The following is a 24,323-nucleotide window of genomic DNA, read 5'->3' as shown; positions in this document are numbered from 1 at the left end:
TATGCATCAGCTTTTTCATTATTTTACAATGTGAATTGGGCTTCCAATAGCTACTTCAGCAGCTTCCATTGTGATTTCACCTAATGTTGGGTGAGCGTGAATTGTTAATGCGATATCTTCAGCTGTTACGCCAGCTTCGATAGCAAGACCAAGCTCAGCGATCATGTCAGATGCGCTAGGTCCAGCGATTTGAGCACCAACAACTACTCCGTCTTCTTTACGAGTGATAAGCTTTAAGAAGCCTTCTGCAGCGTTAAGTGCAAGCGCACGTCCGTTAGCAGCAAATGGGAATTTAGAAGCTTTAACAGCTAATCCTTCTTCTTTCGCTTGTGCTTCAGTATAACCTACAGATGCAAGCTCAGGCTCAGAGAATACAACTGCTGGAATTCCTAAGTAGTCAATTTCAGCAGGTTCGCCCGCGATTACTTCAGCTGCGATTTTACCTTCGTAAGAAGCTTTGTGTGCAAGTGGTGGTCCAGTTACGATATCACCAATTGCAAAGATGTTGCTTACAGATGTACGAGTTTGGTTATCGATTTCGATAAGACCACGGTCAGTCATTTTAACGCCAACTTGCTCAAGACCAAGCTCATCAGTGTTAGGACGACGGCCTACAGTAACTAATACGTAGTCAGCATCGATCACTTTTGACTCTCCGCCTACTTCAAACGTAACTTGTACGCCGTCAGCAGTTTCTTCAACACCTTTAGCCATTGCTTTTGTATAGATTTCAACGTTTCCTTTTTTCTTAAGGTTACGTTTAACAAGTGAACTCATTTGTTTTTCAAAACCAGCTAAGATTTCATCAGCAGCTTCTACAAATGTAACTTCTGTACCGAAGTTAGCAAAAGCAGTACCAAGCTCAGTACCGATGTAACCTCCGCCGATTACAACTAATTTTTTAGGAACTTCTTTAAGCGCTAATGCACCTGTAGAGTTGATTACGCGCTCAGAGAATTTGAATCCAGGGATCTCGATTGGACGAGAACCAGTTGCAAGGATAGCATTTTTGAATTTGTACGTTTGTGCAGAATTTTCATCCATTACACGTACAGTTTCGCTGTCAACGAAGTAAGCTTCACCTTTTACGATGTCAACTTTGTTACCTTTAAGAAGGCCTTCAACACCGCCAGTAAGTTTGTTTACAACGCCGTTTTTGAATTCTTGAACTTTAGAGAAATCAACTGTTACATTCTCAGCGATAATCCCCATGTCTTCAGAATGTTTAGCGTGTTCAAAACGGTGACCTGCAGCGATTAATGCTTTTGAAGGAATACAACCAACGTTTAAGCATACGCCTCCAAGATTACCTTTTTCTACGATTGTAACTTTTTGACCTAATTGAGCTGCACGAATTGCTGCAACATAGCCACCAGGGCCAGCACCAATGACAAGAGTATCAGTTTCGATTGGGAAATCTCCTACTACCATTTATTACGCCTCCATTAATAATAATTCTGGATCATTTAATAAACGCTTGATTTGGTTAAGAGCGTTTTGAGCTGTTGCGCCATCGATAATACGGTGGTCAAAGCTTAGTGATAATGCTAATACTGGAGCAATTACAATTTCACCGTCGCGTACAACTGGTTTTTCAGCGATACGTCCGATACCTAGAATTGCAACTTCTGGATGGTTGATAACTGGAGTAAACCATTGTCCACCAGCAGAACCGATATTTGTGATTGTACAAGAAGCGCCTTTCATTTCAGCAGGAGCTAATTTACCATCACGTGCTTTTCCAGCAAGGTCGTTAATTTGATCCGAAATTTCGAATACAGATTTACGATCAGCATTTTTCACAACTGGTACTAAAAGACCTTTTTCAGTGTCAGCAGCGATACCGATGTTGTAGTAATGTTTTTGAATTACTTCATCTGTAGAATCATCAATTGAAGTGTTAAGAGCTGGGAACTTCTTAAGTGCTGAAGTTAACGCTTTTACCACGTAAGGTAAGAATGTTAATTTAATACCTTGATCTGCTGCAACTGTTTTGAATTTTTTACGATGAGCAACAAGAGCTGTTACATCGATTTCATCCATTAATGTTACGTGTGGAGCAGTGTGTTTAGAGTTAACCATAGCTTTTGCGATTGCACGACGGATACCGCTCATTTTCTCGCGAGTTTCTGGTAGGTCGCCTTCAGGAATAGCTTGTGCTGCTGCTGCTTTTGGTTCAGCTGAAGCAGTTTCCTCTTTAGCTGGAGCTTCAGCAGTTGCTGTAGCTGTAGAACCACCAGATAAGAAGCTATCGATGTCATCTTTAACAATACGTCCGTTTTTACCTGAACCAGGAACAGCTTTAATGTCTATACCTTTTTCACGAGCATATTTGCGCACTGAAGGCATAGCAATTACTTTACGGTTAGGATCAACATCAGCTTGTGCTGCAGGAGCTGTTGCTTCTTCAGTCACTTCTTGAGTTGAAGCTTCTTCTTTAGCTTCTTCTGCTGGTGCATCATCATGATCGTCACCTTTGAATTTTAAGTCTTCGTATCCAGGAGCATCAAAAGTAACGATAACTTGTCCTACAGTAGCTACTGTACCTTCGTCAACTTTTACTTCTAATACTTTACCTTTTACAGGAGATGGGATTTCAACAACAGCTTTGTCATTTTGTACTTCTGCTAGTACATCATCCTCATCAATTTCATCTCCAGCTTTTACGAACCATTTTACAATTTCACCTTCGTGGATACCTTCACCGATATCCGGCAGTTTAAATTCAAATGCCACGTGTCTTCACCCTCCTAGTTAGTTGCGTTCAATTTGTTAGTGTTTATTTTATCTAAGACAGAAATCAGCACAAAGCTGATTTCTATCACAGTAAAATGCTAATTAAAATTCAAGTACTTTCTTAGCTGTTTCAACGATATCTTTGTGGTCTGGTAACCATACGCCCTCAGCTTGAGAGAATGGGAACACAGTATCCGGTGCTGTTACACGTAATACTGGTGCTTCTAAGCTTAAGATTGCACGATCGTTAATTTCAGCTACAACGTTAGCTGCGATACCAGCTTGTTTTTGAGCTTCTTGAACTACTACTACGCGACCAGTTTTTTCAACTGATGCAAGAATTGTATCGATATCTAAAGGTTGAACTGTACGTAAGTCCACTACTTCAGCAGAGATACCTTCTTTTTCTAGTTCTTCAGCTGCTTTTAATGATGAGTGTACCATTGCACCGTAAGCGATAAGCGTTACGTCTGTACCTTCACGTTTCACATCAGCTGTACCTAAGTCAATTGTGTATGATTCTTCAGGTACTTCTTGACGGAATGAACGGTAAAGCTTCATGTGCTCTAAGTATACAACCGGATCGTTATCACGGATTGATGAAATTAAAAGACCTTTTGCATCGTATGGAGTTGAAGGAATTACAACTTTTAGACCAGGTTGAGATGCTACGATACCTTCTAAGCTATCAGCGTGAAGTTCTGGTGTATGAACGCCTCCACCAAATGGTGAACGGAATGTGATTGGTGCATTCCAGCGGCCGCCAGAACGGTAGCGCATACGTGCAGCTTGACCTGATACAGAATCAAGTACTTCGTATACAAAACCAAAGAATTGAATTTCAGGAACCGGACGGAAACCTTGAGTCGATAGACCCACAGCAAGACCACCGATACCAGATTCAGCTAATGGCGTATCGAATACGCGATCTTCGCCGAATTCTTGTTGAAGACCTTCAGTCGCACGGAATACTCCACCGTTTACGCCAACGTCTTCACCAAAAACTAATACGTTTTCGTCGTTTTTCATTTCTGTGCGTAACGCATCAGTAATCGCTTGAATCATTGTCATTTGCGCCATGGCTTACTTCGACTCCTTCTCTTTGTAGATTTCATATTGCTCTTGTAAGTTTGAAGGCATAGTTTCGTACATGATTTCCATTAAATCTGTAACTTTTTGTTTTGGATAATCATCAGCCTTCTTAATAGCTTGTTTGATATCTTCTTTAGCTTGCTCGATTACTTTGTTTTCTTCTTCTTCATTCCAGATGCCTTTAGCTTCTAAGAATTTACGGAAGCGAACAAGTGGATCTTTCTTTTCCCACTCAGTGTCAAGCTCAGCTGTACGATAACGAGTTGGATCGTCACCAGCCATTGTATGTGGACCATAACGGTAAGTTAATGTTTCAATTAAAGTTGGACCTTCACCGTTTACTGCACGCTCACGAGCTTCGCTTACTGCAACGTATACTGCTAGTGCATCCATACCGTCTACTTGAACGCCTGGGATACCAACAGCCGCTGCTTTTTGAGCGATTGTACGTGCTGCAGATTGCTTTTCAACTGGTGTTGAAATTGCAAAGCGGTTGTTTTGTACAACAAAGATTGCTGGAGCTTTGAATGCACCTGCGAAGTTCATACCTTCGTAGAAGTCACCTTGTGAAGCTCCGCCGTCACCTGTATAAGTGATTGCTACTGCTTTTTTACCGCGCTTTTTAAGACCTAGTGCCACACCAGCAGTTTGCACGATTTGTGCACCGATGATGATTTGTGGAGAAAGTACATCTACACCTTCTGGCGCTTGGTTACCGTGGAAATGACCACGAGAGAATAAGAACGCTTGATATAGTGGAAGACCATGCCAAATTAACTGAGGCACATCACGGTACCCAGGTAAAATGAAGTCTTCTTTTTCTAATGCGAAATGTGAAGCGATTTGAGAAGCTTCTTGCCCAGCAGTTGGTGCATAGAAACCTAAACGACCTTGACGGTTCAATGAAATTGAACGTTGATCAAGAATACGTGTGTATACCATGCGAGTCATTAACTCTTTTAATTTTTCGTCAGATAAATCTGGCAACGCTGATTTATTTACTACTTCGCCCTCTTCATTAAGAATTTGGAACGTTTGGTACTGCTCAGCGATTTTATCAAGTTGCTTTGATACATCAATAATAGCCTTTTTAGTTTTAGCAGCCATCTAAGTCACCTCTTCCTTTCATTTAAGCCGTATAAATTCATTTTACTAATCAAACAAACATACACGCTTTTAGAATGTCCCAAATGGACAAGTAAAAGTCATATTTTGTCGAGTAGCTTTTTGAATTCGCTAATCCTTAACATTTCTATGTATTCCCCAGCGAATTCTGTGCAAACATTTACGTAAAAGGAAAGTTTAAGCGAAACGAGCGTTTCGTTAAACTGTATTAATTATTTTGCAAAAATGATTAATACAACACTTACTACGCTACCTAGTTTACAATACACTAAAACAGTTCGTCAATGCATTTACATCAAGAAATTACGCTTTTTTAGTTTGTGAAATAAAACACATAAAAAAGACATGCTGTACTATTACACAGACACAAACTGTATTATATGTTTTATAATAACCTTCTCTTTTTTTGCGTCTGCACATCTCCTATCTTGCCACAAATAAACGATTTTTTAAAACAATAACCTTTTGTAATTTTTACTTGAATCATGTCGAAACTCTTTCTTTATTTCAGAAAACCTTCCTTTTCAGCCAAAAAAAAAGACCTGTAAACTTCACAGGCCTTCTTATTTATCCTCGTTATTTTTCACCTTTAACTTCGTTTTGTTATAAAAATCTTCTTTGGCTTTGTTATAGTCAGCTGTTAATGTGTTAAACGTTTCTTTTTTCTTTTCAACTTCTTTATAAGTAGCATTGATCGAAGCGATTTGTGTTTCAAGATTCTCTAATTTCACATTATCTTTTTCAAAGAGCGTATATAGCTGACGATCTAATTCAATGGAATGAAGGTAGGCGTCATGTAAGGATTGGTAGGCCTTATAACGCTTCTTCATTAACGAAGATAGTTCAAGCGCCTCTTCTTTTGCTTTGCCATCCTCTAGCTTTTGGATCTTTGGCTCTGTCGCTTCAAACTGTTTTTGCGAAGCGCTGATGCTTTTTTCTTCTTTTTGTAATTTACTTTCACGCTCATCTAATAACTGCTGCGCTTTTTGTGCTTTATTTTTTATTTTCTTTTTATCTTTAATCCCTAGCTCAATAATTTGGTCGTATATCGCATTTTCTTGCTGTTCTAAATCAGCTAACGGTTTTTGCTGATCAGCAAATTGCTTTTCTTGTGCTACCACTTTTTCTAATCCATTATATACCTCAAGCTCAGGCGATGAGCCTTCTGCACAGCCTGCTAGTGACATAGCAGCAATGCCGATAACTATATATCTTCCGACGCATTTCATATCTGGTAAATCCTCCCTTATTCATGGGTCATTATACAATTTTTGTAGGAAATTAGCAATTTATCTACACCCTTTTTCCACCTTTTAATATATTATACTAACCCAATCGTGAAAAAAAGGGAGTTTATTACTTTTTACCTTGGGATTGATAACTACGGGAGGTTACATTATGTTGGGTTATGGTGGATATGGCTGCGGCGGTTCTAATAAAGGTTTTGTGTTATTAATCGTACTGTTCATTTTATTAGTTATTATCGGCTGCAGCTGTGGCGGCTGGTAATTATACAATAAAAGCGGCTAACGGCCGCTTTTATTTTTTCTTGTGCATGTTTTTCCATATGTTTGATACATATAATTAGTAGAAACATTTATGTGGTCAAGGTCGAGGTAATGACTTTTTTATACGGATTTGGTACACTTTATACCTATAAAATAGCCTAGGGAGATGTGAAAGTTGATTACAATGAACGATATTATTCAAGACGGACACCCAACGCTGCGAGAAGTAGCAAAAGAAGTACCGTTACCTGCTTCTGAAGAAGACAAAAAGATTTTACATAGCTTATTAGAATATGTAAAAAACAGCCAAGATCCTGAGATTGCTGCTAAATATGGCCTGCGATCTGGTATCGGGCTTGCCGCTCCTCAAATTAATGTATCAAAACGAATGATTGGGGTTCACGTTACGGATGAAAAAGGCAAGCTATACAGCTATGCATTATTTAACCCTAAGATCATTAGCCACTCAGTAGAAAAGACATACCTTACAGGCGGTGAAGGCTGCTTGTCTGTCGATCAAGATATCCCAGGATTTGTTCCTCGATATGCACGTATCACAGTAAAAGGCACAACGCTTGAAGGCGAAGAAGTGAAAATTCGTTTAAAAGGCCTTCCTGCTGTCGTATTTCAGCACGAAATTGATCATTTAGACGGAATTATGTTTTATGATTACATCAATAAAGAAAATCCATTTCAAGAACCTGAAAATGCTTTTCCATATGAACGCTAAAAAACGCGAGCTAGCGCTCGCGTTTTTTCTTACTTTAATAATCCTACTAGCTCTAATCCGTGGAGAATACCATCTTCTGCTACATCTTTTGTAACAAGATCAGCAACTTCTTTCACGACTTCTTCCGCATTTCCCATCGCTACGCCATTTCCTACAAACTCAAGCATTTCGATATCGTTTAAGCCGTCTCCGAATGCATATACATCTTTTTTGTCAAAGCCAAGCTTTTCAATCATGGTCTCAATTCCTCGCGCTTTTGATCCACCTTTTGGGAGAACATCAGTTGAAAATTCATGCCAGCGAATAAAGTCAAATTTCTTAAATTTTTCTTCATAAGGAGCTTCTTCTCCCGCTGTACAGAATAAGAGGGATTGATAAATTTCACGTCCTTTGAAATAAGCAGGATCGTGGTGAGGGTGGGTAAATCCAATTTTCAGCGTGCTGATGCTGGATTCGATATAATCATGAAATTCAATGTTTGATTTCATATCTTCATGATCCATGTATACGACAGGATGATCATGCTCAACAGCAAAAGCCGTTAAATCCTGAAGCTCTTCTTTATTTAACGGGTTTTTGTAAAGAACTTCTCCATTTAAGACAATGTACTGACCATTAAAGCTAATATATGTTTGAATATCCAACTCTTCACGCAGATCTTTAAACATAAAAGGAGCCCTTCCAGTTGCAATTGCCACTTCATGCCCCTGCTCTTTTAACAGCTGGACAGCTTTTTTTGTAGAAGCAGGCAGTTTTTTATCATGATCCAATAACGTTCCATCAATATCAAAAAAAATAATCTTTCGTTCCACGTTTATCACCTTATTTTTTATAATTTTTTATCTCTTTGTTAAGCCTTTCCAATTATATCAAACAAGCGCTCGTTTCTCTATAAATGGACGTTCTTATTTACATTTTTTCCATATTTAACCACGAGAAACCTCTCCCTTTTCATCATATAATAAAAGTATAGAGAGAGACAGGCAGGTATCGCAAAAAAACAAAGGAGCTGAAAAATCATGTTAAAAGATTTTCGAAAAAGGCTGCTAAAACGCTGGAATGAATTATTGCGTAAAAAAACGATGGCATAATCGATTTTTTTAGGGCTTTCTGTTGTAAAATTTGCAGAGTGTGTGTCTGCATCGTACAATGGAATAGCCCTTATTTTTTATACGCCCGGAAAATATAGTCTTGTATCCGTTTCCTATTAATATTATTCTATAATTAATTGACTTGTTATATTTAGATGACTAAAATGTAGTGAAAGCAAGTTTCTTTAGAAAATACATGAAATACATACACATTTTATAATATAATAAAATAAGTTATTTGAATTTCGGAATTAAGGAGAGATTTTTGTTATGATTTTTAAAGTTTATTTTCAAGAAAAAATGAGTGAAGTAGCTGTACGTGAAAATACAAAAACAGTGTATGTGAACGCAGATTCTGAGCGTGACGTTCGTCAAAAGTTAAAAGCGCGTTCAATTAATATTGAGTTTGTTCAAGCAGTGACTGGAGACTATCTAGAATATGAACAACAGCATGAAGATTTTAAAGTATTGGAGATATGATGAAAATGAAATTTGTAAAAAATAATCAAACGGCAGTTTTCGCCCTGGGTGGACTAGGCGAAATCGGTAAAAATACGTATGCCGTACAGTTTCAAGATGAAATTATTCTTATTGATGCAGGAATTAAATTCCCTGAAGATGAGCTTTTAGGAATTGACTACGTTATTCCTGACTACAGTTATTTGGTAAAAAATGCAGATAAAATCCGTGGCCTTTTCGTTACACACGGTCATGAAGATCACATCGGCGGAATTCCTTACTTATTAAGAGAATTAAACATTCCTATTTATGCAGGGAAATTAGCCCTTGGGCTTCTTCGCAATAAATTAGACGAGCATGGGTTGCTTCGTACAGCTCAGCTTCATGAAATTACTGAAGATGACGTAATTAAATTCCGCAAAACATCGGTAACGTTCTTCCGCACAACTCACAGTATTCCTGATTCTTACGGAATTGTGGTAAAAACACCAAACGGACAAATCGTACATACAGGAGATTTCAAGTTTGATTTTACACCAGTGGGCGAACCGGCTAACTTAACAAAAATGGCTGAAATAGGTAAAGAAGGCGTTCTATGCTTGCTTTCAGACAGTACAAACAGTGAAATTCCTAACTTTACGATGTCTGAGCGCCGCGTAGGTGACAGCATTCATGACATTTTCCGTAAAGTAGACGGCCGTATTATTTTTGCAACGTTTGCTTCAAATATTCACCGCTTACAGCAAGTAGTGGAAGCAGCCGTATTGCATAACCGTAAAGTTGCTGTATTCGGACGCAGTATGGAAGCAGCTATTGAGATTGGCCAACAACTTGGATATATTTCATGTCCAAAAGATACGTTCATTGAGCCTTCTCAAATTAACCGAATTCCAGCTAACCGCGTGACTATTTTATGTACAGGCAGCCAAGGTGAGCCGATGGCAGCGCTATCTAGAATTGCAAATGGTACTCACCGCCAAATTCAAATTATCCCTGGAGATACGGTTGTATTCTCATCTTCACCTATTCCAGGAAATACAGTAAGTGTTAGCAAAACAATTGATATGCTATTCCGTGCAGGAGCAGAGGTTATTCACGGTGCTCTAAACGATATCCATACTTCTGGACACGGCGGGCAGGAAGAGCAAAAATTAATGCTTCGTTTGATGAAACCAAAATACTTTATGCCAATTCACGGTGAGTATCGCATGCAGAAGATGCACATCAAACTTGCAACAGACTGTGGAGTTCCTGAAGAAAACTGCTTCATTATGGATAATGGAGAGGTGCTAGCTTTAAGCGACAGCGAAGCTTCAGTAGCCGGCAAAATCCCTTCAGGCTCTGTATATATTGACGGAAGCGGAATTGGTGACATTGGAAATATCGTACTTCGTGACCGCCGCATTTTATCTGAAGAAGGTCTTGTTATTGTGGTTGTAAGCATCAATATGAAAGACTTCAAGATCGCTGCTGGTCCAGACATTATCTCTCGTGGTTTTGTTTATATGCGCGAATCTGGCGACTTAATTAATGATGCACAATCTCTTATTACAAAACACTTGAACAAAGTAATGGAACGTCGTACGTCACAATGGTCTGAAATTAAAAATGAAATCACAGACACATTGGCTCCATTCCTTTACGAAAAAACGAAGCGCCGTCCAATGATTTTACCAATCATTATGGAGGTTTAATAAAAGAAAAAGAGCGGATGCAATTGCATCCGCTCTTTTTTATTAGGCACTGGCAAATTTATTTTCGAAGCGGTTGATATCTGCATCTGCTCCAATAACAATCAACACGTCCCCTTCTTGAATCGTTTCGGACGCTTGAGGAGAGACGATGATATCTCGATCGCGCTTAATGGCTACAATGTTAATGCCATATTTTGCACGAATGTCTAACTCAATCAGCGTATTGCCAGCCATTTTTTTGCTTGCTACTAATTCGACAATGCTGTGTTCTTCAGATAGCTCTAAATAATCTAGCACGCTGTTTGAAATCATGTTATTGGCAATTCTTCGTCCCATATCTCGTTCGGGATGCACGATAAAATTGGCGCCAATTTTTGATAATACTTTGGCATGATAATCATTTTGCGCTTTTACCGTTATTTTTTCAACGCCCAGCTCTTTTAAAATAAGGGTCGTCAAAATACTCGCCTGAATATTATCACCAATAGCTACGATAACATGATCAAAATTACGAATTCCTAAACTTTTTAGAACCCCTTCATCCATTGAATCGCCTACTACTGCGTGAGAAGCAACGTTAGCATACTCATTTACCTTTTCTTCATCAATATCAATCGCCAGAACTTCCATTCCTTGATCGCTTAATGTTTTACAAATACTTCCTCCAAATCTACCTAATCCGATGACTGCAAATTCTTTTTTCATTTAAATTCCTCCATTATGTACAGGAAAAAATCTGAACTACCGTTATTTTACCACAATTCTTTTTTATCAACCTCATTTTCCCGTTAACAACGCTTATATCTCTTTACTATTTCTCACAGAAAAACAGAAGGATCAGCTCCTTCTGTTTTTTAAGCTGTAGCATGGGTTTGGACAAGGTAATAATATACGCCTTTTTGTAGCATCAGTTCCCCGTGATTGCCTGTTTCAATAATGCTTCCGTGATCTAATACAATGATGTTATCTGCCTCTCGTATAGTAGATAACCGATGAGCAATCATGATGGCAGTTCTGTTTTTTAACAGCGTTTTAAGCGCTTGTTGAATCTTCACTTCTGTTTCTGTATCGATGCTTGCTGTCGCTTCATCTAAAATGATAATACGAGGATCAGCCAACAGCGTTCGAGCAAATGAAATCAGTTGACGCTCTCCTACGGATAAGACGTTTCCTCGCTCTTCTACTTCCGTATCATAGCCTTTTTTCAGACGCTTTATAAAATCACCAGCCCCTACCGCTTCTGCGGCCTTAATCACTTCATCATCAGTAGCATCCGGTTTTCCAAACCGAATGTTTTCCATAATGGTTCCTGAAAAAATAAAGGTTTCTTGCAGCACAATACTAATTTGCGCTCGTAAACTCGCTAACGTAATATTTTGAATAGGCATATTATCAATTAAAATCTGCCCTTCGTTCACATCATAAAACCGTGTGATTAAATTAGCAATGGACGTTTTTCCAGATCCAGTATGCCCCACTAAAGCAACCGTCTGGCCTTCTTTTATTTCAATTGATACGTTGTTTAAAGCTTTCCGCTTCCCATCATAAGAAAATGAGACGTGCTTGAACTCAACTTTTCCCTTCATATCCTCTAAAGACGTAGCGGTTTCCAAATCTGCGACGAGAGGTTTTTCATCTAAAAATTCAAAAATACGCTCTGATGAAGCCATTCCCATTAATAATTGATTATACACTTGCCCTAAACGAGAAATCGGTTCCCAAAACATTCCAAGATAAAAAGCAAATGATACAAAAATACCAATTGTTAGCCGTTCATCTTGAATAAGTACAGCACCGAACCAAATTAAAATAGCCGTTCCGACAGCATTTGTGAGTTCTACAAACGGTCGAAACATGGCATTTTTTCGAGTAGCCTGCCTCCAACTCTCGTAGTTTTCACTGTTTATGCGCTCAAAAAACAGCATGTTTTCTTGTTCTTGAGCAAATGATTGGGTGACGCGAATGCCTTGAATACTCTCATTTAAATGTGAATTTAATACGGACTGTTTCATACGAACAACTTGCCACGACCGGCGAATTTTTCTTCTCAACTTTGTAGAAATGAAGAACATAATCGGTAAAATGACTAAAACAGCACATGTTAAAGTAGGACTGAGAGAAAATAATATAACCACAATGCCAACTAACAATAAGAGGTCCATAAACAGGTTAACTACCCCGTTGGTAAATAAATCTTGAAGAGAATTAATATCATTCATAATCCTTACAAGAATAGAGCCTCCTGAACGCGTATCAAAAAACCGGTGCGACAGCCCTTGAACATGCGTAAATAAATGTTTTCTTAAATCATATATAACGTGCTGCCCAAGCTGGTTCATCCATTTAATTCGAAAGACATTCGCAATATAAGATAGGACATACAAGCTAAAGATTATGAAAACTAACTGCATGAGCAGCGTGCTATTCTTATCTTTTACAGCGTGATCAAGCGTGTAGACACCTATCAAAATAGGAATAGCGAGTCTAATGATCGTCGTGATAATGACCATAAGAAACGAGAAAGGAAGCAAGTTTTTTCGATATGGATGAAGATAACGAAACAAGCGGGCCATTTGCTTCCAGTTAAACATCTTATCAATGATTTGATCTGTTTGATAATAAAAGCGCTCTCGCACAACTTTATTTTTTTCGGCTTCCATTCTATTCCTCCCTTGTTATACGTTCATCACCGACGTATTGCTTTCATATTGAATGTCATAAATATTTTTATAAATCCCTTGCTTTTGAATGAGCATTTTATGGCTTCCTCTCTCTTTTATTTGACCTTCATGTAAAACCAAAATTTCATCGGCATGTCGCAAAGAAGAAAGGCGGTGTGCGATAATAAACGTCGTACGATTTTTCATCACTTCTTTTAAAGCCAATTGAATTTCTCTTTCTGTTTTCATATCAACGGCACTTGTCGCATCATCTAATACTAAGATACTAGGGTTTAAGATAAGCGCTCGTGCAATCGCAATGCGCTGCTTTTGTCCGCCTGATAACCCCAGTCCTCTCTCTCCCAGCATCGTGTCATATCCATCCGGAAGTTCCATAATAAAGTCATGCGCCTGCGCTCGTTTTGCAGCATCAACAATGTCTTCTCTGGAAATACCCGGCACGCCATAGGAGATGTTGGTTCCTATGCTGCTTGAGAACAAAAACGTTTCTTGAAGTACAAAGCCAATTTCTTTCCGAAGAACAGGGAGCGGATACTCTTTAATCGGACGATGATTAACTAAAATTTGTCCTGAAGTCGGTTCGTAAAACCTCGTGAGCAGCTGTGTTAAGCTTGTTTTGCCGGCTCCAGTTGCTCCAATTAAACCTACAACTTTTCCTTTAGAAGCAGAAAACGATATGTTCTCAAGGGATTTTTTATCCTCATTTGGATAGGATAAGCTAACATGCTGAAACTCCACCGTTCCATTAATAGAGAAACTTCCGGAATGCTCATGGACTTTTTCTTCTTCTTCTAAAATTTCTAGCAGCCTTTCACCTGAAGCTTTAGATTGTGAAAACATATTGATAACAAACCCTAGATTCATAATCGGCCACATTAAATAAGAGGTTAAGCTAAAGAAAGCAACAAGCTCCCCCGGACGGACGCTTCCGTTCATAACAAGCGCTCCTCCGTACGCAAGGAGACCCACGATAGATAAGTTTCCTATAAACTCCATTAAGGGGAAATAAGTTGCCCAAACATTCGCTGTTTCAATGTTTCGATTTTTATAAACTCCGTTGGAATCATTAAATTTAGAGGTTTGAAATTTTTCTCTTGATAATGACTTGACCGTTTGTATGCCGCTTATATTTTCTTGAACATTTGTATTAAGTTCCCCAAACGATTGGCGAATTAAGCGAAACGCTGGATGAACGCGTTTATCAAAACGATAAACAGCTACCCCCAAAAAAGGCAGCAGGCAGATTGTGACAAGAGTGAGTGAAATAGAGTAATAGAACATAACGGAAAAGCTGGCAGTGAGTAAAATAACGAAGCGAATTAATTCTGAGAAGCCAAAAGATAGAAAAAAACGAAATCCTTCTACATCAGCTGTCAACCTGGACATCAAGTCCCCTGTTTTAGCATTATCATAGTAAGAAAACGGTAAATACTGAAGTTTGCGGTAAAGTTTATTGCGAAGAGTATACACGGACTTAATTCCAAATAAGTCGCCGTAATATTGCTGAATATATGTAAAGATTCCTTTGACAATCATCAGCCCAATAAAAATAAATGCTACATTACCGACTAGCTGATATTGTTTTCCTAACACAATATGATCAATCGTATATTGCAACACAATAGGGTAAATCACAGTGATGGAGGTTACAAATAACAAACAAATAACAGAATAAAAAAAGTACATTCGGTACGGCAAATAAAAATCTTTTAGTTTTTTAAACGTTTCCATATACCCCGTCCTTCCTTTAACTAAAATGCGGCACACATATTTAAATATATCGGTTCTCGAAATAAATTACCATAATTTTTAAATAATTTTTCAAAAAAAGGTAAATAGTCATAAAAAAAGAGGTCGGGATATAATTAAATGAATCCAATCTAAAGACGAGCAAATGGAATATATTAGTTGAACAACTTGTGATACCGCAGTTGATTTCCGTGCAAGACTTCGCTTTTCGCCGGAGTCTTCGTCTGGCCCTCCCTCCAATCAACTGCTAGAAAGATCTAAACAGACGAAACTATTCACCCAAACAAAAAAAAACGCACCACTAATCAAACATGTTGACCAATGGTTCGTTTTTCACTTCGTCTAAAATACTTTTGTCCCAGACTCTTTTTTTATTGTTTTTCCACTGCATGTCCGCCGAACTCATTGCGAAGAGCGGCAACTACTTTACCTGTAAACGTATCATCTTCAAGTGAGCGATAGCGCATCATTAACGATAGAGCAATAACTGGCGTTGGCACTTGTAAATCTAAAGCTGATTCAACCGTCCATTTTCCTTCACCGGAAGAATGCATAACGCCTTTAATACTGTCAAGTTTTGCATCTTTTGAAAATGCACGTTCCATTAATTCGATTAGCCATGAGCGAATAACAGAGCCGTTGTTCCATACGCGGGCTACAGCTTCATAGTCATAGTCAAATTCACTTTTCTCTAACACATCAAAGCCTTCAGCGATTGCTTGCATCATGCCGTACTCAATTCCGTTATGAACCATTTTCAAGAAGTGACCGCTTCCTGCTGCACCTGAATAAAGATAGCCGTTTTCTACGTTGATGTCGCGGAAAATAGGTTCGATTGTAGCAAATGCTTCTTTATCTCCCCCAATCATCATACAAGCACCGTTTCGGGCACCTTCCATTCCGCCGCTTGTTCCAACATCAAAGTAGTGAATTCCTTTTTCAGCAGAAGCTGCAGCACGTCGTACAGAATCTTTATACTTGGAATTACCGCCTTCAATGATCATATCTCCTTCTTCAAGTAGTTCTTGAAGCTCAGAAATTACTTTTTCTGTTAGCTCTCCAGCCGGAACCATTACCCAAGCAATGCGTGGTTTTTCTAATTTGCTTACTAATTCCTTAATGGAAGAAGCGCCTTCTGCTCCCTTTTCTGATACTTTCTGTACGGCTTCGTTGTTCACATCAAATGCTACCACAGAATGGTTATGATCTAGTAAATTCAATACTAAGTTTGCTCCCATTTTTCCTAAGCCAATCATACCTAATTTCATATGTAAATTACCTCCAATAGTAAGTTTCGTATCATGTTGTTAGTGTTAGTATGGTGTAAACTCACAAGAAAAAATCCACATTTTTATATTTCCTTTATCAGTTACTTCCTACACACAAAAAAGAAAAACATTCGATGCAAGTTCTACTAAGCATCGAATGCTTTTCACCTGTTACAACTGCCTGTATTTATTCGTTCTCGCCTAATACACGATTCACGCGTTTTTCAAGCATTTTCATACCGCTTCCGCCAGCTTGGAAGTGGCGTAGCTGACCTGTTTTGTCAAATACATAATATGCCGGTACATATTGATTTTCAAATGCATCCGTCAATTTATGCTCACTGTCGACAAAAATTGGCTGCGTAATATCATGTTCTGCTGCTACTTCTTTAATTTTTTCTAAATCTAAATCGTCTTCAGAACGCGGCATATGAACGGCTACTACGTTTAATTGATCTTTGTATTGGTCGCGGAATTCATTTACTTGAGGCATTGCTTCTTTACATAGATGACAGCTTACTGACCAAAAATGAATAAGCGTTGGCTTTTCGCCGATTAGCTGCTCTTTTGTTACCTCTCCGTTTAACCATTCTGTAGCGCCCGTTAACTCAGGCATTGGCTGACGTAATTTCATGAATAAAAGCCTCCCTTGTTTTTACTATTATTAACTATACGTTCTCTATTATCCGATGAAAAAAGGCCTAACGTGGACGTTAGACCTTTTAAACGTTGTGCTTACGCGTTTAAAGTAGCTTGACCTGGTTTCCAGTTCGCTGGGCAAAGTCCGCCAGTTTGTAACGCTTGAAGAACACGTAAAGTTTCATCAACGTCACGGCCAATATTGTTGTGGTTTACAACTGAATATTGTAATTCGCCTTCTGGGCTGATGATGAATAAACCGCGAAGTGCTACACCTTCTTCTTCAATTAAAACGCCGTACTCACGAGAAACAACGTGATTTGTATCAGCTGCTAATGGATATTTAAGATCACCTAAACCATTATCTTTACGATCAGTGTTGATCCAAGCTAAGTGTGTATGGATTGTGTCTGTAGAAACACCGATTACTTCTGCGTCAAGATCTTCAAACTCATCATAACGGTCAGAAAGTGCAGTGATTTCTGTTGGACATACAAATGTAAAGTCCATTGGATAGAAGAATAATACTGTCCATTTGTCATTTTTAATATTTTCTTCTAAGCTAACTTTACCGAATTCTTTGTTTGATAATACAGCTTCCATTTCAAAGCGTGGAGCTTGTTTACCTACCATACGTTCTGGCATACATGATCCCTCCAAATAATTATTAAATGAGAAAATGTATAAAACATTCTCACTTATGTACTGTTATAACGGTTTTCATTATAATGGATATTGTTTTTTTAGTCAATATTAATTAAGAATGAATTTAAACAACATCTTATAATGGTAACATAGTTGTTATGCCCGCCTTTAGGGCAAATTAAACCCTGACTTCAGCAAAAAAATGCTATAAAAGGGTTGCATTTATTTACCTTCTCAGTTTAGCATGTCTAATATCGGGAATAAACAAATGTGCTCATACTCTTACAAAATCTTTTCCACAGAATAAATTCCCACTTATTAATATTGAAACAGAACATAGGAAGGATGAACAACTAATGTTTAAGATGCAAGACATCAACTGGGAACAGCTTCTTACCAATGCTGGAGTTATTGTGTTAAAACTCATTGCCATTACCATTGTATTTTTACTGGTACGAGCAATTGGTAAAAAAGTTATTGAACGTTCCTTTGAAAAAATGAGTGAGCGTGAAAATACTACGCGCGGACGTATGCTCACACTCAAAAGTTTAACCGTTAATGTGTTTTCATATGTACTTATTTTTATTTTTGTCGTCATGCTGCTTGAAGCAGTAAATATCCATGCGACAGCTTTATTAGCTGGTGCCGGAGTTGTGGGTCTAGCAATCGGGTTCGGTGCTCAAGGACTGGTTAGCGACGTTGTAACAGGTTTCTTTTTACTTCTTGAAAAACAGCTTGATGTTGACGACTATGTAACAACCGGAAGTTTTTCAGGAATTGTCGAATCAGTAGGTCTTCGTACTACTCAAATTCGCGGATTTGACGGAACTCTACACTATGTGCCTAACCGTGAAATTACAAGTTTAAGCAATCATTCCCGAGGCAATATGCGCGCGTTGATTGATATTGGTATTTCGTATGATGATGATATTGACAAAGCTATTTCAGTACTAGAAAAAGTATGCGAGCGCGTTGCTGCAACAAATGAAAACATTGTAGAAGGACCAAGCGTGATAGGAGTTCAAGGTCTAGGCGCATCGGACGTTGTGCTTCGTGTAGTTGGCAAAGCTAAAAACGGTGAACAGTGGGGGGTTGAACGTCAGCTTCGCAAAGAGTTTAAAGAAGCGTTTGACGCAAACGGTATTGATATTCCGTTCCCTCATCAAGTAAATATTGATAAAAAGCAGCCTGAAGATGCCAAGCAGCCTCAGCATGCATAAAAAATAGCCGAAGGATTTATTCCTTCGGCTTTCTTTTATCCTTGTACTTTATTGCCTACTTGCTGACAAATTTCTTCTGCCGTTAATCCGCTAGCTGTAATAACTGAGCCTTGCGTTACTGCATCGGAAATCCCCATTACGTTTGAATCCTGTCCTGTTACAACACAGCAATCGCACCCTTGTGCATCACTTTCGTTGCGTAATTGTACCACTTCATGTCCGAGCTGCTGAAGCGCAGCCTGTACATCTGTTAAACCGTATTCTACACCAATTCGTGCCATCGTTGCCCACCTCCTCATGGTATTAATTTAGCCATAAGGAAAAATGATTATACGATTTATTGATTGCCTTTATGTTCAAAATATTTTGTAATAAGTGAAATTGCAGTATCTATTGCGTCTTCATGAGGCTGCAGCTTTGCATGATGAAGCCCATATTCTGACTGAACGCCAAGCCAAAACATAAATCCAGGAATATCTTTTAGCATATAGCCAAAATCTTCTCCTGTCATTGCTTCTTTGCACTCAATGACATCCACGTCCGTTTGCGCTTTGGCAAATTCCATAAACTCTCGCGTGACTTCATGGTGATTATATACTTGATGATACATACAGCCATAATCAATGGCTGTTTCACACTGATACCCTACTTCTACTCCTTTAACAATCGCTTCAATTCGTTCTTTAACACGCGTCATTGATTCAGGAGATAGCGTGCGAATGGTTCCTTCTATGCGAGCTCGCTCCGCAATAATATTTTGAACCGTGCCGCCTTGAATTTTTCCTACTGTAATTACAGCGCTGTCTAGCGGATCAACGTTTCGAGCAACAATAGTTTGAAGCTGTGAAACAAGCTGACATGCAGCAACTACCATATCATTTGTTGTATGTGGATAAGCAGCATGACCGCCTTTTCCTTTTAAATCAATAAATAGCTCAGACGTGTTAGCAAATAGTAACCCTTCCTTCAGCGCAATCGAACCAACCGGATATTCAGGCGCTACGTGAAGGGCGAAGATGAAATCTGGAAGCCATTCTTTCATGATATCGCTTTGGAGCATTGGCTGTGCTCCTCCTGGACCTTCTTCTGCAGGTTGAAAGATGAACAGTACATTATCTTTGATTTCATGCTGAGCAAAGTAAGTCAATACTCCTAGCCCAATGGCCATATGCATATCATGTCCGCAGGCATGCATAAGTCCTTCGTGCTGTGATTGAAAAGAATAATTCGTTTCTTCCGTGATAGGAAGACCGTCAATATCTGCTCGGTAGCCTATTGTTTTAGTTGGGTTTGTACCATGTACTTTAACAAAGAGTCCTGTTTTCCACGTCTTTACTTCTAAGCGCTCTTGCGGAAGAGTGTTAATATAATCAAGCAAAAAACGCTGTGTTTTCACCTCTTGAAACCCTAATTCAGGAATTTTATGTAGCTCTCTTCTTATTTTCACAAATTCATTTTCAGCCATGTGTATGTCCTCCTCACGAAATAAAGAAGAAAGCGTGGTTGCCCACGCTTCCAACTTGTCCATATGATACGTTTAAGGATTCAGTATCCCAATCGCTAAAACCTATTAATTCAGCAAAGAAAAAGCGCAAACTGATCGTTTTTCTTATTCTTCGTTTAATTGACGCAATTCTTGCTTGATTTCTGTTTTAGACTTTGTTTTTTCGTCAATTTCTTTAATAACGCGAGCCGGCGTACCTGCTACTACTGTGTAAGGAGCTACATCTTCTACTACGATTGCACCTGCAGCAACTACTGCACCTTTACCTACTGTTACACCTTCAAGAACAACAGCATTAGCACCGATTACTACGTCATCTTCTACTACAACTGGTTTTGCAGAAGGTGGCTCAATAACACCAGCTAATACAGAACCTGCGCCGATATGACAGTTTTTACCTACTGTTGCACGACCACCAAGTACTACGTTCATGTCGATCATTGTTCCTTCACCGATTACAGAACCGATGTTAATAGATGCACCCATCATAATAACAGCGTTGTCGCCGATTTCAACTTGATCGCGAATAATAGCGCCTGGCTCAATACGAGCTTTAATTCCTTTCATATCTAATAAAGGAATCGCAGAGTTGCGGCGATCGTTTTCAATTACATAGTCTTCAATTTTTCCTTCGTTTGCTTCAATAGCAGCTTTGATTTCTTTCCATTCACCGAATACTACACCTGTGTTGCCCGTTACGAATGTTTTAGAAGATGAACCAAAGTCAATTCCTTCTACTTCACCTTTTACGTAAACTTTTACCGGTGTTGATTTTGTGCTGTTTTGAATAAATGAGATAATCTCATTAGCATCCATCATTTTCATTATGTATTCCTCCTAAGTAAGCAATGTCTCATTTAATGTAACAAAATGCTTTCACAATGACAAGCATCATTATCGTTTTAATAAAAAGATAACGATTGCAAATAAAAAAAGCGAGCATCTAGGCTCGCTTTAGACCGTTTCTCTTACATATTCACGTACAATATCAACAAATGCTCGAACTTGCTTCAGTTTAAAAGCTGATTCATATCCAACTAAAGAAGTGTCTCGCGTAATTGGCTCTCCATTTGCTTTCAGAAGCGGTGTCCGGTGGATATGGCTTCCAGCTTCTTTAATAGCAATCGATGGTAAAATAGCGAAGCCAAGACCATTTAAAGCCATTTGCTTACATGTCTCAATCTGATCCACTACAATCGTACGCTTCGGTGTAGTATGAAACTCTCGATGCCACCATTCTAAAATTTCTTGATAATACGTTGAGTCACTTTTAAATTGAATAAATGGTCGATGAGTATTTACTACTTCCGCTGCCCTTTCAATTTCTGAATCAACTAGGTAAAGAGGATCTGTAAACAAATGTTCTTTGACACCTTTCCAATCCGGGTTTCCGCGTATAATTCCAATATGTACCTCATCTTCGTACAGGTAGCGAAGCATTTCACTGCTCCAGCCGGTTACAAGAGAGATTTTAGCATGTGGGTAACGATCCATATAGCGTTTTAACACCGCCGGCAGCCAGTGCTGTCCAATAATCGAAGCCACCGCTAATTTGAGTGTACCATATACTTCATTATCTAAATGATGCAAGTCCTCACGAACCCGATCTTCTTTTTCTACCACTTCTTTTGCAAATTGAACAATCTTTTCTCCAGCAGGCGTTAATGACAGTCCTTTTTGCGAACGAATGAAGATTTGTGTATCCCATGCTTTTTCAATGGTTTGCAGCCTCTGTGATAAAGCTGGTTGCGATACAAATAATCTCTCTGCAGCTTTTCTCATATTTAATTCTTGAGCTAATACAACGAGCATTCGACATTCTATTAATTGCATTCAGTTATTCCTTTCAAGCCTCTTTTTACTTTCATTTTACCTTTATCATATAAGAAAAAAACGGAGAAAGATAGGCTGAAACACGATTTCTTAAAAAAATTATTGAAATGACTCCTTCGGGAGAATGATGGACTGCCTTCTTAATGACTTTAACAAATTTCTTCGGGTTAAAATCCCTTCAAAAATGCCATCTTCATTCTCTACGCACAAAAAAGGATGGTTAATCATGGCATTTATGACTTTTAATACAGATTTTTTCATGGAGACACGAGGAACATTTTGATCCATAACTTCTTCTACTTTCATGGTTTCTAATCGTTCAAATTCAATGCGCTTTAATCCTAAAATCGAATCTAAAATAAGCGTCATGCTCACGAACCCCTGCAGCTGAAACCTTGGATTTAATACGGGAATGGACGTATAGCCAGTCTTTGTTAACACAAGCAAAGCATGTTCTAAATTATTTCCAACTTGAACATGAGCAACTTTATCAGAAGTGACAAGCAAATCTCGAAGTTCAATTTGATTTAACTGATTGTGATCAATATCAATCATTTATACATTCTCCTTCCATTTATCATAACTTCCACGTGTGTAAAGAGAAAAAGAACAAGCTACAAAATGAGTATAGCTTGCTTACGTAAATGCGAACCTTTAAGAGGGAATAGAAGCAGACACACTCGATGTTCTCCCTTATATGTTAAGTCTAGATTTTTTTAAAACAAGTGTCAACGAAAGTTCATAATTATCTGAATTTTTTATTTTGATTTTTTTACAGCATTCGACCCGTTCCTTCTATTTATCAGAAAATCTGCTATCACTTTGTCGATATTTCTCGGGAAAATAGGGCAGAAGCCACCACAAAAACTCCATACGCAGTAACAAAAAAATACCGCAAAGTATAAAATCCTTTGCGGCATTCGTTTTGCTTTATCCCTTAATGAATAAGTTCAAAAATTTCAATTGCAATCATATCAACGTTATCAAATTGATAAACGGCTGGCTTTTCACCATCTTGATATACTTCAAGTTCGTATGTTTCAGTTTTTGCATGATATTTCACGCTGCAAATTCTTTTTCCCTCTACTTCGAAGAAGCGTTGTGGCGCTTCACTTCCACTTGCTTGCTCACGGAGATTCACAAGACGAGTTAAAATACCTTGTAATTGTGACATATAATCTCTCCTTTCACCTATTACATCATTACGCATTCGACTTTTCTACAATATCAATTCAAATAAATACTTTATCTAAACTAATACTTAAAAGACACCATTTCACTATATGCCACATACTAAAAAAACACAAGTACTTTACGTGATTTTTCATAAGAAAATGCCTTATTATAGCGATATATGTCGTTTTTTATTATAATAACATAGCGATATACTATGTATCATACAAAACTTCATTCTACTTTAACACCATTCATTTTAATATAGGGAGGTACTTTCATTGAGATCTATAGAGTTGTACACACAACCAGCTTGCCCACCTTGCGAAATTGTTAAACAGTTTTTACAGCATCATCACGTTTCCTATAAAGAATTTGACGTATCTAAAGATGCTTCTGCTCGAAAACGAATGACTAATGAGTTAGAGTCTTATTCCACTCCGACCATTCGTATTGACCAGGAAATTATCAGAGGATTCGACCTTCAAGCGCTTGAGAAGCTTCTTAACATCGGGTAACAGAAACACTCAAAATAAGCTTTCATCGGCCATTTTGAGTGTTACTTACTATATATAAACTTTTGCACTTTCCATTTCCCCTGTTTTTTTACTAAAGTGATCATTTCGTAATGATCTTGGTATTGTACCCGTTCATTATGCACGGCCGGAAAAAATTGATAGACATAAGCTTTGTTTTGGTTGGAATGAAGAGCTACCTTCGTCTGTTCATCGAAAGAAAAGAAAGGGATGTAGTGTGTTAAATATTCAGGTCCCTCTCCGACATACCCTTGAGCTTTTTGTAAGAGAGCCTCATTATAAAACACAGATGCATACTCATCATCTAAAAACAATTTCAGCTCACGAACAGCGTCTTGATTAGTATGGGCAGACGCAGCTCTTAGCTGAGCCTGATAAGCGTCCTGCAAATTTATAAAGATTTCATGCCTAATCTCTCCTGATACTTCTGCATGAACAGATTTTCCTGAGTACAAGACAATCAGCAAAAAGACAAGTAAGCATATTTTCTTCAAATTAAATCAGCTCCTTAACTTCTTTTTTATTAGAATTCCGAAATTTCCCCTGCCTATGCACATCTCTGTAACCGACTGTCGTCCTCCGCTAAAAAAACATAAAAAACCGGCAACCACTTTTGCTGGTTGCCGGTTTAACTTCAACT

The 24,323-nt window shown here is 38.4% G+C and carries 25 protein-coding genes; 6 read left to right on the top strand and 19 right to left on the bottom strand.

Features of this window, described 5'->3' with window-relative positions:
* Positions 1 to 18 precede the first annotated feature (18 nt).
* The 5 genes from lpdA to U9R83_RS06785 all read right to left on the bottom strand — a co-directional run bounded on the left by lpdA (position 19) and on the right by U9R83_RS06785 (position 6,182).
* Positions 19 to 1,431, bottom strand: coding sequence for a dihydrolipoyl dehydrogenase (lpdA, locus tag U9R83_RS06805; protein ID WP_013082295.1), 1,413 nt, complete (start codon positions 1,429 to 1,431; stop codon positions 19 to 21).
* Positions 1,432 to 1,434: 3 nt separating this feature from the next.
* On the bottom strand, positions 1,435 to 2,736 hold the full coding sequence (locus tag U9R83_RS06800; protein WP_099330765.1) for a dihydrolipoamide acetyltransferase family protein: 1,302 nt from the start codon (positions 2,734 to 2,736) through the stop codon (positions 1,435 to 1,437).
* Between the two features lie 102 nt (positions 2,737 to 2,838).
* Positions 2,839 to 3,816, bottom strand: a complete 978-nt coding sequence (locus U9R83_RS06795) for an alpha-ketoacid dehydrogenase subunit beta (protein WP_013056055.1) — start codon at positions 3,814 to 3,816, stop codon at positions 2,839 to 2,841.
* Between the two features lie 3 nt (positions 3,817 to 3,819).
* The gene (pdhA, locus tag U9R83_RS06790) at positions 3,820 to 4,935 is read right to left on the bottom strand and encodes a pyruvate dehydrogenase (acetyl-transferring) E1 component subunit alpha (RefSeq protein ID WP_013056054.1); all 1,116 of its coding nucleotides are present in this window, start codon (positions 4,933 to 4,935) and stop codon (positions 3,820 to 3,822) included.
* Positions 4,936 to 5,516: 581 nt separating this feature from the next.
* Positions 5,517 to 6,182, bottom strand: a complete 666-nt coding sequence (locus U9R83_RS06785; RefSeq protein WP_014460999.1) for a YkyA family protein — start codon at positions 6,180 to 6,182, stop codon at positions 5,517 to 5,519.
* Positions 6,183 to 6,351: 169 nt separating this feature from the next.
* Here U9R83_RS06785 and U9R83_RS06780 point away from each other — a divergent pair, with 169 nt between their 5' ends.
* Positions 6,352 to 6,462, top strand: coding sequence for a YjcZ family sporulation protein (locus U9R83_RS06780; RefSeq protein WP_016763434.1), 111 nt, complete (start codon positions 6,352 to 6,354; stop codon positions 6,460 to 6,462).
* Between the two features lie 174 nt (positions 6,463 to 6,636).
* Positions 6,637 to 7,191 carry a peptide deformylase gene (gene def / locus U9R83_RS06775; RefSeq protein ID WP_013056051.1) on the top strand — a complete coding sequence of 185 codons (555 nt, stop codon included), beginning with the start codon at positions 6,637 to 6,639 and terminating at the stop codon, positions 7,189 to 7,191.
* Between the two features lie 29 nt (positions 7,192 to 7,220).
* On the opposite strand, the gene U9R83_RS06770 is transcribed toward def, so the two are convergent.
* Positions 7,221 to 8,003 (bottom strand): Cof-type HAD-IIB family hydrolase, encoded by a 783-nt coding sequence (locus tag U9R83_RS06770; RefSeq protein WP_042992243.1) that lies wholly within the window; start codon positions 8,001 to 8,003, stop codon positions 7,221 to 7,223.
* Between the two features lie 549 nt (positions 8,004 to 8,552).
* Between U9R83_RS06770 and U9R83_RS06765 the strand changes: the two genes are divergently transcribed.
* Both U9R83_RS06765 and rnjA read left to right on the top strand, forming a co-directional pair.
* Entirely contained in the window at positions 8,553 to 8,762 is a 210-nt protein-coding gene (locus U9R83_RS06765; protein ID WP_013082289.1) for a DNA-dependent RNA polymerase subunit epsilon, read from the top strand.
* A gap of 5 nt (positions 8,763 to 8,767) precedes the next feature.
* Positions 8,768 to 10,435: a ribonuclease J1 gene (gene rnjA, locus U9R83_RS06760; RefSeq protein WP_013056048.1), complete on the top strand. Its 1,668-nt coding sequence runs from the start codon at positions 8,768 to 8,770 to the stop codon at positions 10,433 to 10,435.
* Between the two features lie 42 nt (positions 10,436 to 10,477).
* Here the strand turns inward: rnjA and U9R83_RS06755 are convergent, their stop codons facing one another.
* The 6 genes from U9R83_RS06755 to U9R83_RS06730 all read right to left on the bottom strand — a co-directional run bounded on the left by U9R83_RS06755 (position 10,478) and on the right by U9R83_RS06730 (position 17,417).
* Positions 10,478 to 11,140 (bottom strand): potassium channel family protein, encoded by a 663-nt coding sequence (locus U9R83_RS06755; RefSeq protein WP_014461001.1) that lies wholly within the window; start codon positions 11,138 to 11,140, stop codon positions 10,478 to 10,480.
* 149 nt (positions 11,141 to 11,289) lie between these two features.
* Complete coding sequence (locus tag U9R83_RS06750) at positions 11,290 to 13,095, bottom strand: ABC transporter ATP-binding protein (RefSeq protein WP_226701088.1); 1,806 nt, start codon at positions 13,093 to 13,095, stop codon at positions 11,290 to 11,292.
* Positions 13,096 to 13,110: 15 nt separating this feature from the next.
* Positions 13,111 to 14,847 (bottom strand): ABC transporter ATP-binding protein, encoded by a 1,737-nt coding sequence (locus U9R83_RS06745; RefSeq protein ID WP_243548995.1) that lies wholly within the window; start codon positions 14,845 to 14,847, stop codon positions 13,111 to 13,113.
* A gap of 389 nt (positions 14,848 to 15,236) precedes the next feature.
* Positions 15,237 to 16,133, bottom strand: coding sequence for a phosphogluconate dehydrogenase (NAD(+)-dependent, decarboxylating) (gene gnd / locus U9R83_RS06740; RefSeq protein ID WP_014461004.1), 897 nt, complete (start codon positions 16,131 to 16,133; stop codon positions 15,237 to 15,239).
* A 187-nt stretch (positions 16,134 to 16,320) separates the two neighbouring features.
* Positions 16,321 to 16,767 carry a TlpA family protein disulfide reductase gene (locus U9R83_RS06735; protein ID WP_014461005.1) on the bottom strand — a complete coding sequence of 149 codons (447 nt, stop codon included), beginning with the start codon at positions 16,765 to 16,767 and terminating at the stop codon, positions 16,321 to 16,323.
* Positions 16,768 to 16,868: 101 nt separating this feature from the next.
* The gene (locus tag U9R83_RS06730) at positions 16,869 to 17,417 is read right to left on the bottom strand and encodes a peroxiredoxin (protein WP_014461006.1); all 549 of its coding nucleotides are present in this window, start codon (positions 17,415 to 17,417) and stop codon (positions 16,869 to 16,871) included.
* Positions 17,418 to 17,773: 356 nt separating this feature from the next.
* On the opposite strand from U9R83_RS06730, the gene U9R83_RS06725 reads away from it, so the two are divergent.
* Positions 17,774 to 18,637, top strand: coding sequence for a mechanosensitive ion channel family protein (locus U9R83_RS06725; protein ID WP_014461007.1), 864 nt, complete (start codon positions 17,774 to 17,776; stop codon positions 18,635 to 18,637).
* A 35-nt stretch (positions 18,638 to 18,672) separates the two neighbouring features.
* On the opposite strand, the gene U9R83_RS06720 is transcribed toward U9R83_RS06725, so the two are convergent.
* From U9R83_RS06720 to U9R83_RS06695, 6 genes are all read right to left on the bottom strand, one after another.
* Positions 18,673 to 18,918 (bottom strand): YkuS family protein, encoded by a 246-nt coding sequence (locus tag U9R83_RS06720; RefSeq protein ID WP_013056040.1) that lies wholly within the window; start codon positions 18,916 to 18,918, stop codon positions 18,673 to 18,675.
* Positions 18,919 to 18,974: 56 nt separating this feature from the next.
* On the bottom strand, positions 18,975 to 20,102 hold the full coding sequence (locus U9R83_RS06715; RefSeq protein WP_115653365.1) for an N-acetyldiaminopimelate deacetylase: 1,128 nt from the start codon (positions 20,100 to 20,102) through the stop codon (positions 18,975 to 18,977).
* A gap of 144 nt (positions 20,103 to 20,246) precedes the next feature.
* Complete coding sequence (dapD, locus tag U9R83_RS06710; protein ID WP_013082280.1) at positions 20,247 to 20,966, bottom strand: 2,3,4,5-tetrahydropyridine-2,6-dicarboxylate N-acetyltransferase; 720 nt, start codon at positions 20,964 to 20,966, stop codon at positions 20,247 to 20,249.
* A gap of 129 nt (positions 20,967 to 21,095) precedes the next feature.
* The gene (locus tag U9R83_RS06705) at positions 21,096 to 21,974 is read right to left on the bottom strand and encodes a LysR family transcriptional regulator (protein ID WP_013056037.1); all 879 of its coding nucleotides are present in this window, start codon (positions 21,972 to 21,974) and stop codon (positions 21,096 to 21,098) included.
* A gap of 99 nt (positions 21,975 to 22,073) precedes the next feature.
* Positions 22,074 to 22,529, bottom strand: a complete 456-nt coding sequence (gene cbpB / locus U9R83_RS06700; RefSeq protein ID WP_243548994.1) for a cyclic-di-AMP-binding protein CbpB — start codon at positions 22,527 to 22,529, stop codon at positions 22,074 to 22,076.
* Positions 22,530 to 22,911: 382 nt separating this feature from the next.
* Positions 22,912 to 23,148 (bottom strand): YkuJ family protein, encoded by a 237-nt coding sequence (locus U9R83_RS06695; protein WP_013056035.1) that lies wholly within the window; start codon positions 23,146 to 23,148, stop codon positions 22,912 to 22,914.
* A gap of 280 nt (positions 23,149 to 23,428) precedes the next feature.
* Between U9R83_RS06695 and U9R83_RS06690 the strand changes: the two genes are divergently transcribed.
* Positions 23,429 to 23,665: a glutaredoxin domain-containing protein gene (locus U9R83_RS06690; RefSeq protein ID WP_014461011.1), complete on the top strand. Its 237-nt coding sequence runs from the start codon at positions 23,429 to 23,431 to the stop codon at positions 23,663 to 23,665.
* A 41-nt stretch (positions 23,666 to 23,706) separates the two neighbouring features.
* On the opposite strand, the gene U9R83_RS06685 is transcribed toward U9R83_RS06690, so the two are convergent.
* Positions 23,707 to 24,177 carry a DUF3993 domain-containing protein gene (locus U9R83_RS06685; protein ID WP_243548993.1) on the bottom strand — a complete coding sequence of 157 codons (471 nt, stop codon included), beginning with the start codon at positions 24,175 to 24,177 and terminating at the stop codon, positions 23,707 to 23,709.
* Positions 24,178 to 24,323 lie beyond the last annotated feature (146 nt).

The sequence above is a fragment of the Priestia sp. LL-8 genome (genome assembly GCF_036227845.1).
Lineage (GTDB): Bacteria > Bacillota > Bacilli > Bacillales > Bacillaceae_H > Priestia > Priestia zanthoxyli.
Note: the sequence above shows the minus strand (reverse complement) of the source record. Positions and strands in the feature narration are given on the sequence as shown.

Coding starts and splice junctions, on each gene's coding strand:
- U9R83_RS06715 (WP_115653365.1), bottom strand. CDS start 20,102: ATGGCTGAAAATGAATTTGTGAAAATAAGAAGAGAGCTACATAAAATT.
- U9R83_RS06735 (WP_014461005.1), bottom strand. CDS start 16,767: ATGAAATTACGTCAGCCAATGCCTGAGTTAACGGGCGCTACAGAATGG.
- U9R83_RS06780 (WP_016763434.1), top strand. CDS start 6,352: ATGTTGGGTTATGGTGGATATGGCTGCGGCGGTTCTAATAAAGGTTTT.
- U9R83_RS06695 (WP_013056035.1), bottom strand. CDS start 23,148: ATGTCACAATTACAAGGTATTTTAACTCGTCTTGTGAATCTCCGTGAG.
- rnjA (WP_013056048.1), top strand. CDS start 8,768: ATGAAATTTGTAAAAAATAATCAAACGGCAGTTTTCGCCCTGGGTGGA.
- U9R83_RS06785 (WP_014460999.1), bottom strand. CDS start 6,182: ATGAAATGCGTCGGAAGATATATAGTTATCGGCATTGCTGCTATGTCA.
- gnd (WP_014461004.1), bottom strand. CDS start 16,133: ATGAAATTAGGTATGATTGGCTTAGGAAAAATGGGAGCAAACTTAGTA.
- pdhA (WP_013056054.1), bottom strand. CDS start 4,935: ATGGCTGCTAAAACTAAAAAGGCTATTATTGATGTATCAAAGCAACTT.
- U9R83_RS06720 (WP_013056040.1), bottom strand. CDS start 18,918: ATGGCACGAATTGGTGTAGAATACGGTTTAACAGATGTACAGGCTGCG.
- dapD (WP_013082280.1), bottom strand. CDS start 20,966: ATGAAAATGATGGATGCTAATGAGATTATCTCATTTATTCAAAACAGC.
- U9R83_RS06705 (WP_013056037.1), bottom strand. CDS start 21,974: ATGCAATTAATAGAATGTCGAATGCTCGTTGTATTAGCTCAAGAATTA.
- lpdA (WP_013082295.1), bottom strand. CDS start 1,431: ATGGTAGTAGGAGATTTCCCAATCGAAACTGATACTCTTGTCATTGGT.
- U9R83_RS06725 (WP_014461007.1), top strand. CDS start 17,774: ATGTTTAAGATGCAAGACATCAACTGGGAACAGCTTCTTACCAATGCT.
- U9R83_RS06765 (WP_013082289.1), top strand. CDS start 8,553: ATGATTTTTAAAGTTTATTTTCAAGAAAAAATGAGTGAAGTAGCTGTA.
- U9R83_RS06745 (WP_243548995.1), bottom strand. CDS start 14,847: ATGGAAACGTTTAAAAAACTAAAAGATTTTTATTTGCCGTACCGAATG.
- U9R83_RS06755 (WP_014461001.1), bottom strand. CDS start 11,140: ATGAAAAAAGAATTTGCAGTCATCGGATTAGGTAGATTTGGAGGAAGT.
- U9R83_RS06730 (WP_014461006.1), bottom strand. CDS start 17,417: ATGCCAGAACGTATGGTAGGTAAACAAGCTCCACGCTTTGAAATGGAA.
- U9R83_RS06795 (WP_013056055.1), bottom strand. CDS start 3,816: ATGGCGCAAATGACAATGATTCAAGCGATTACTGATGCGTTACGCACA.
- cbpB (WP_243548994.1), bottom strand. CDS start 22,529: ATGATTGATATTGATCACAATCAGTTAAATCAAATTGAACTTCGAGAT.
- U9R83_RS06750 (WP_226701088.1), bottom strand. CDS start 13,095: ATGGAAGCCGAAAAAAATAAAGTTGTGCGAGAGCGCTTTTATTATCAA.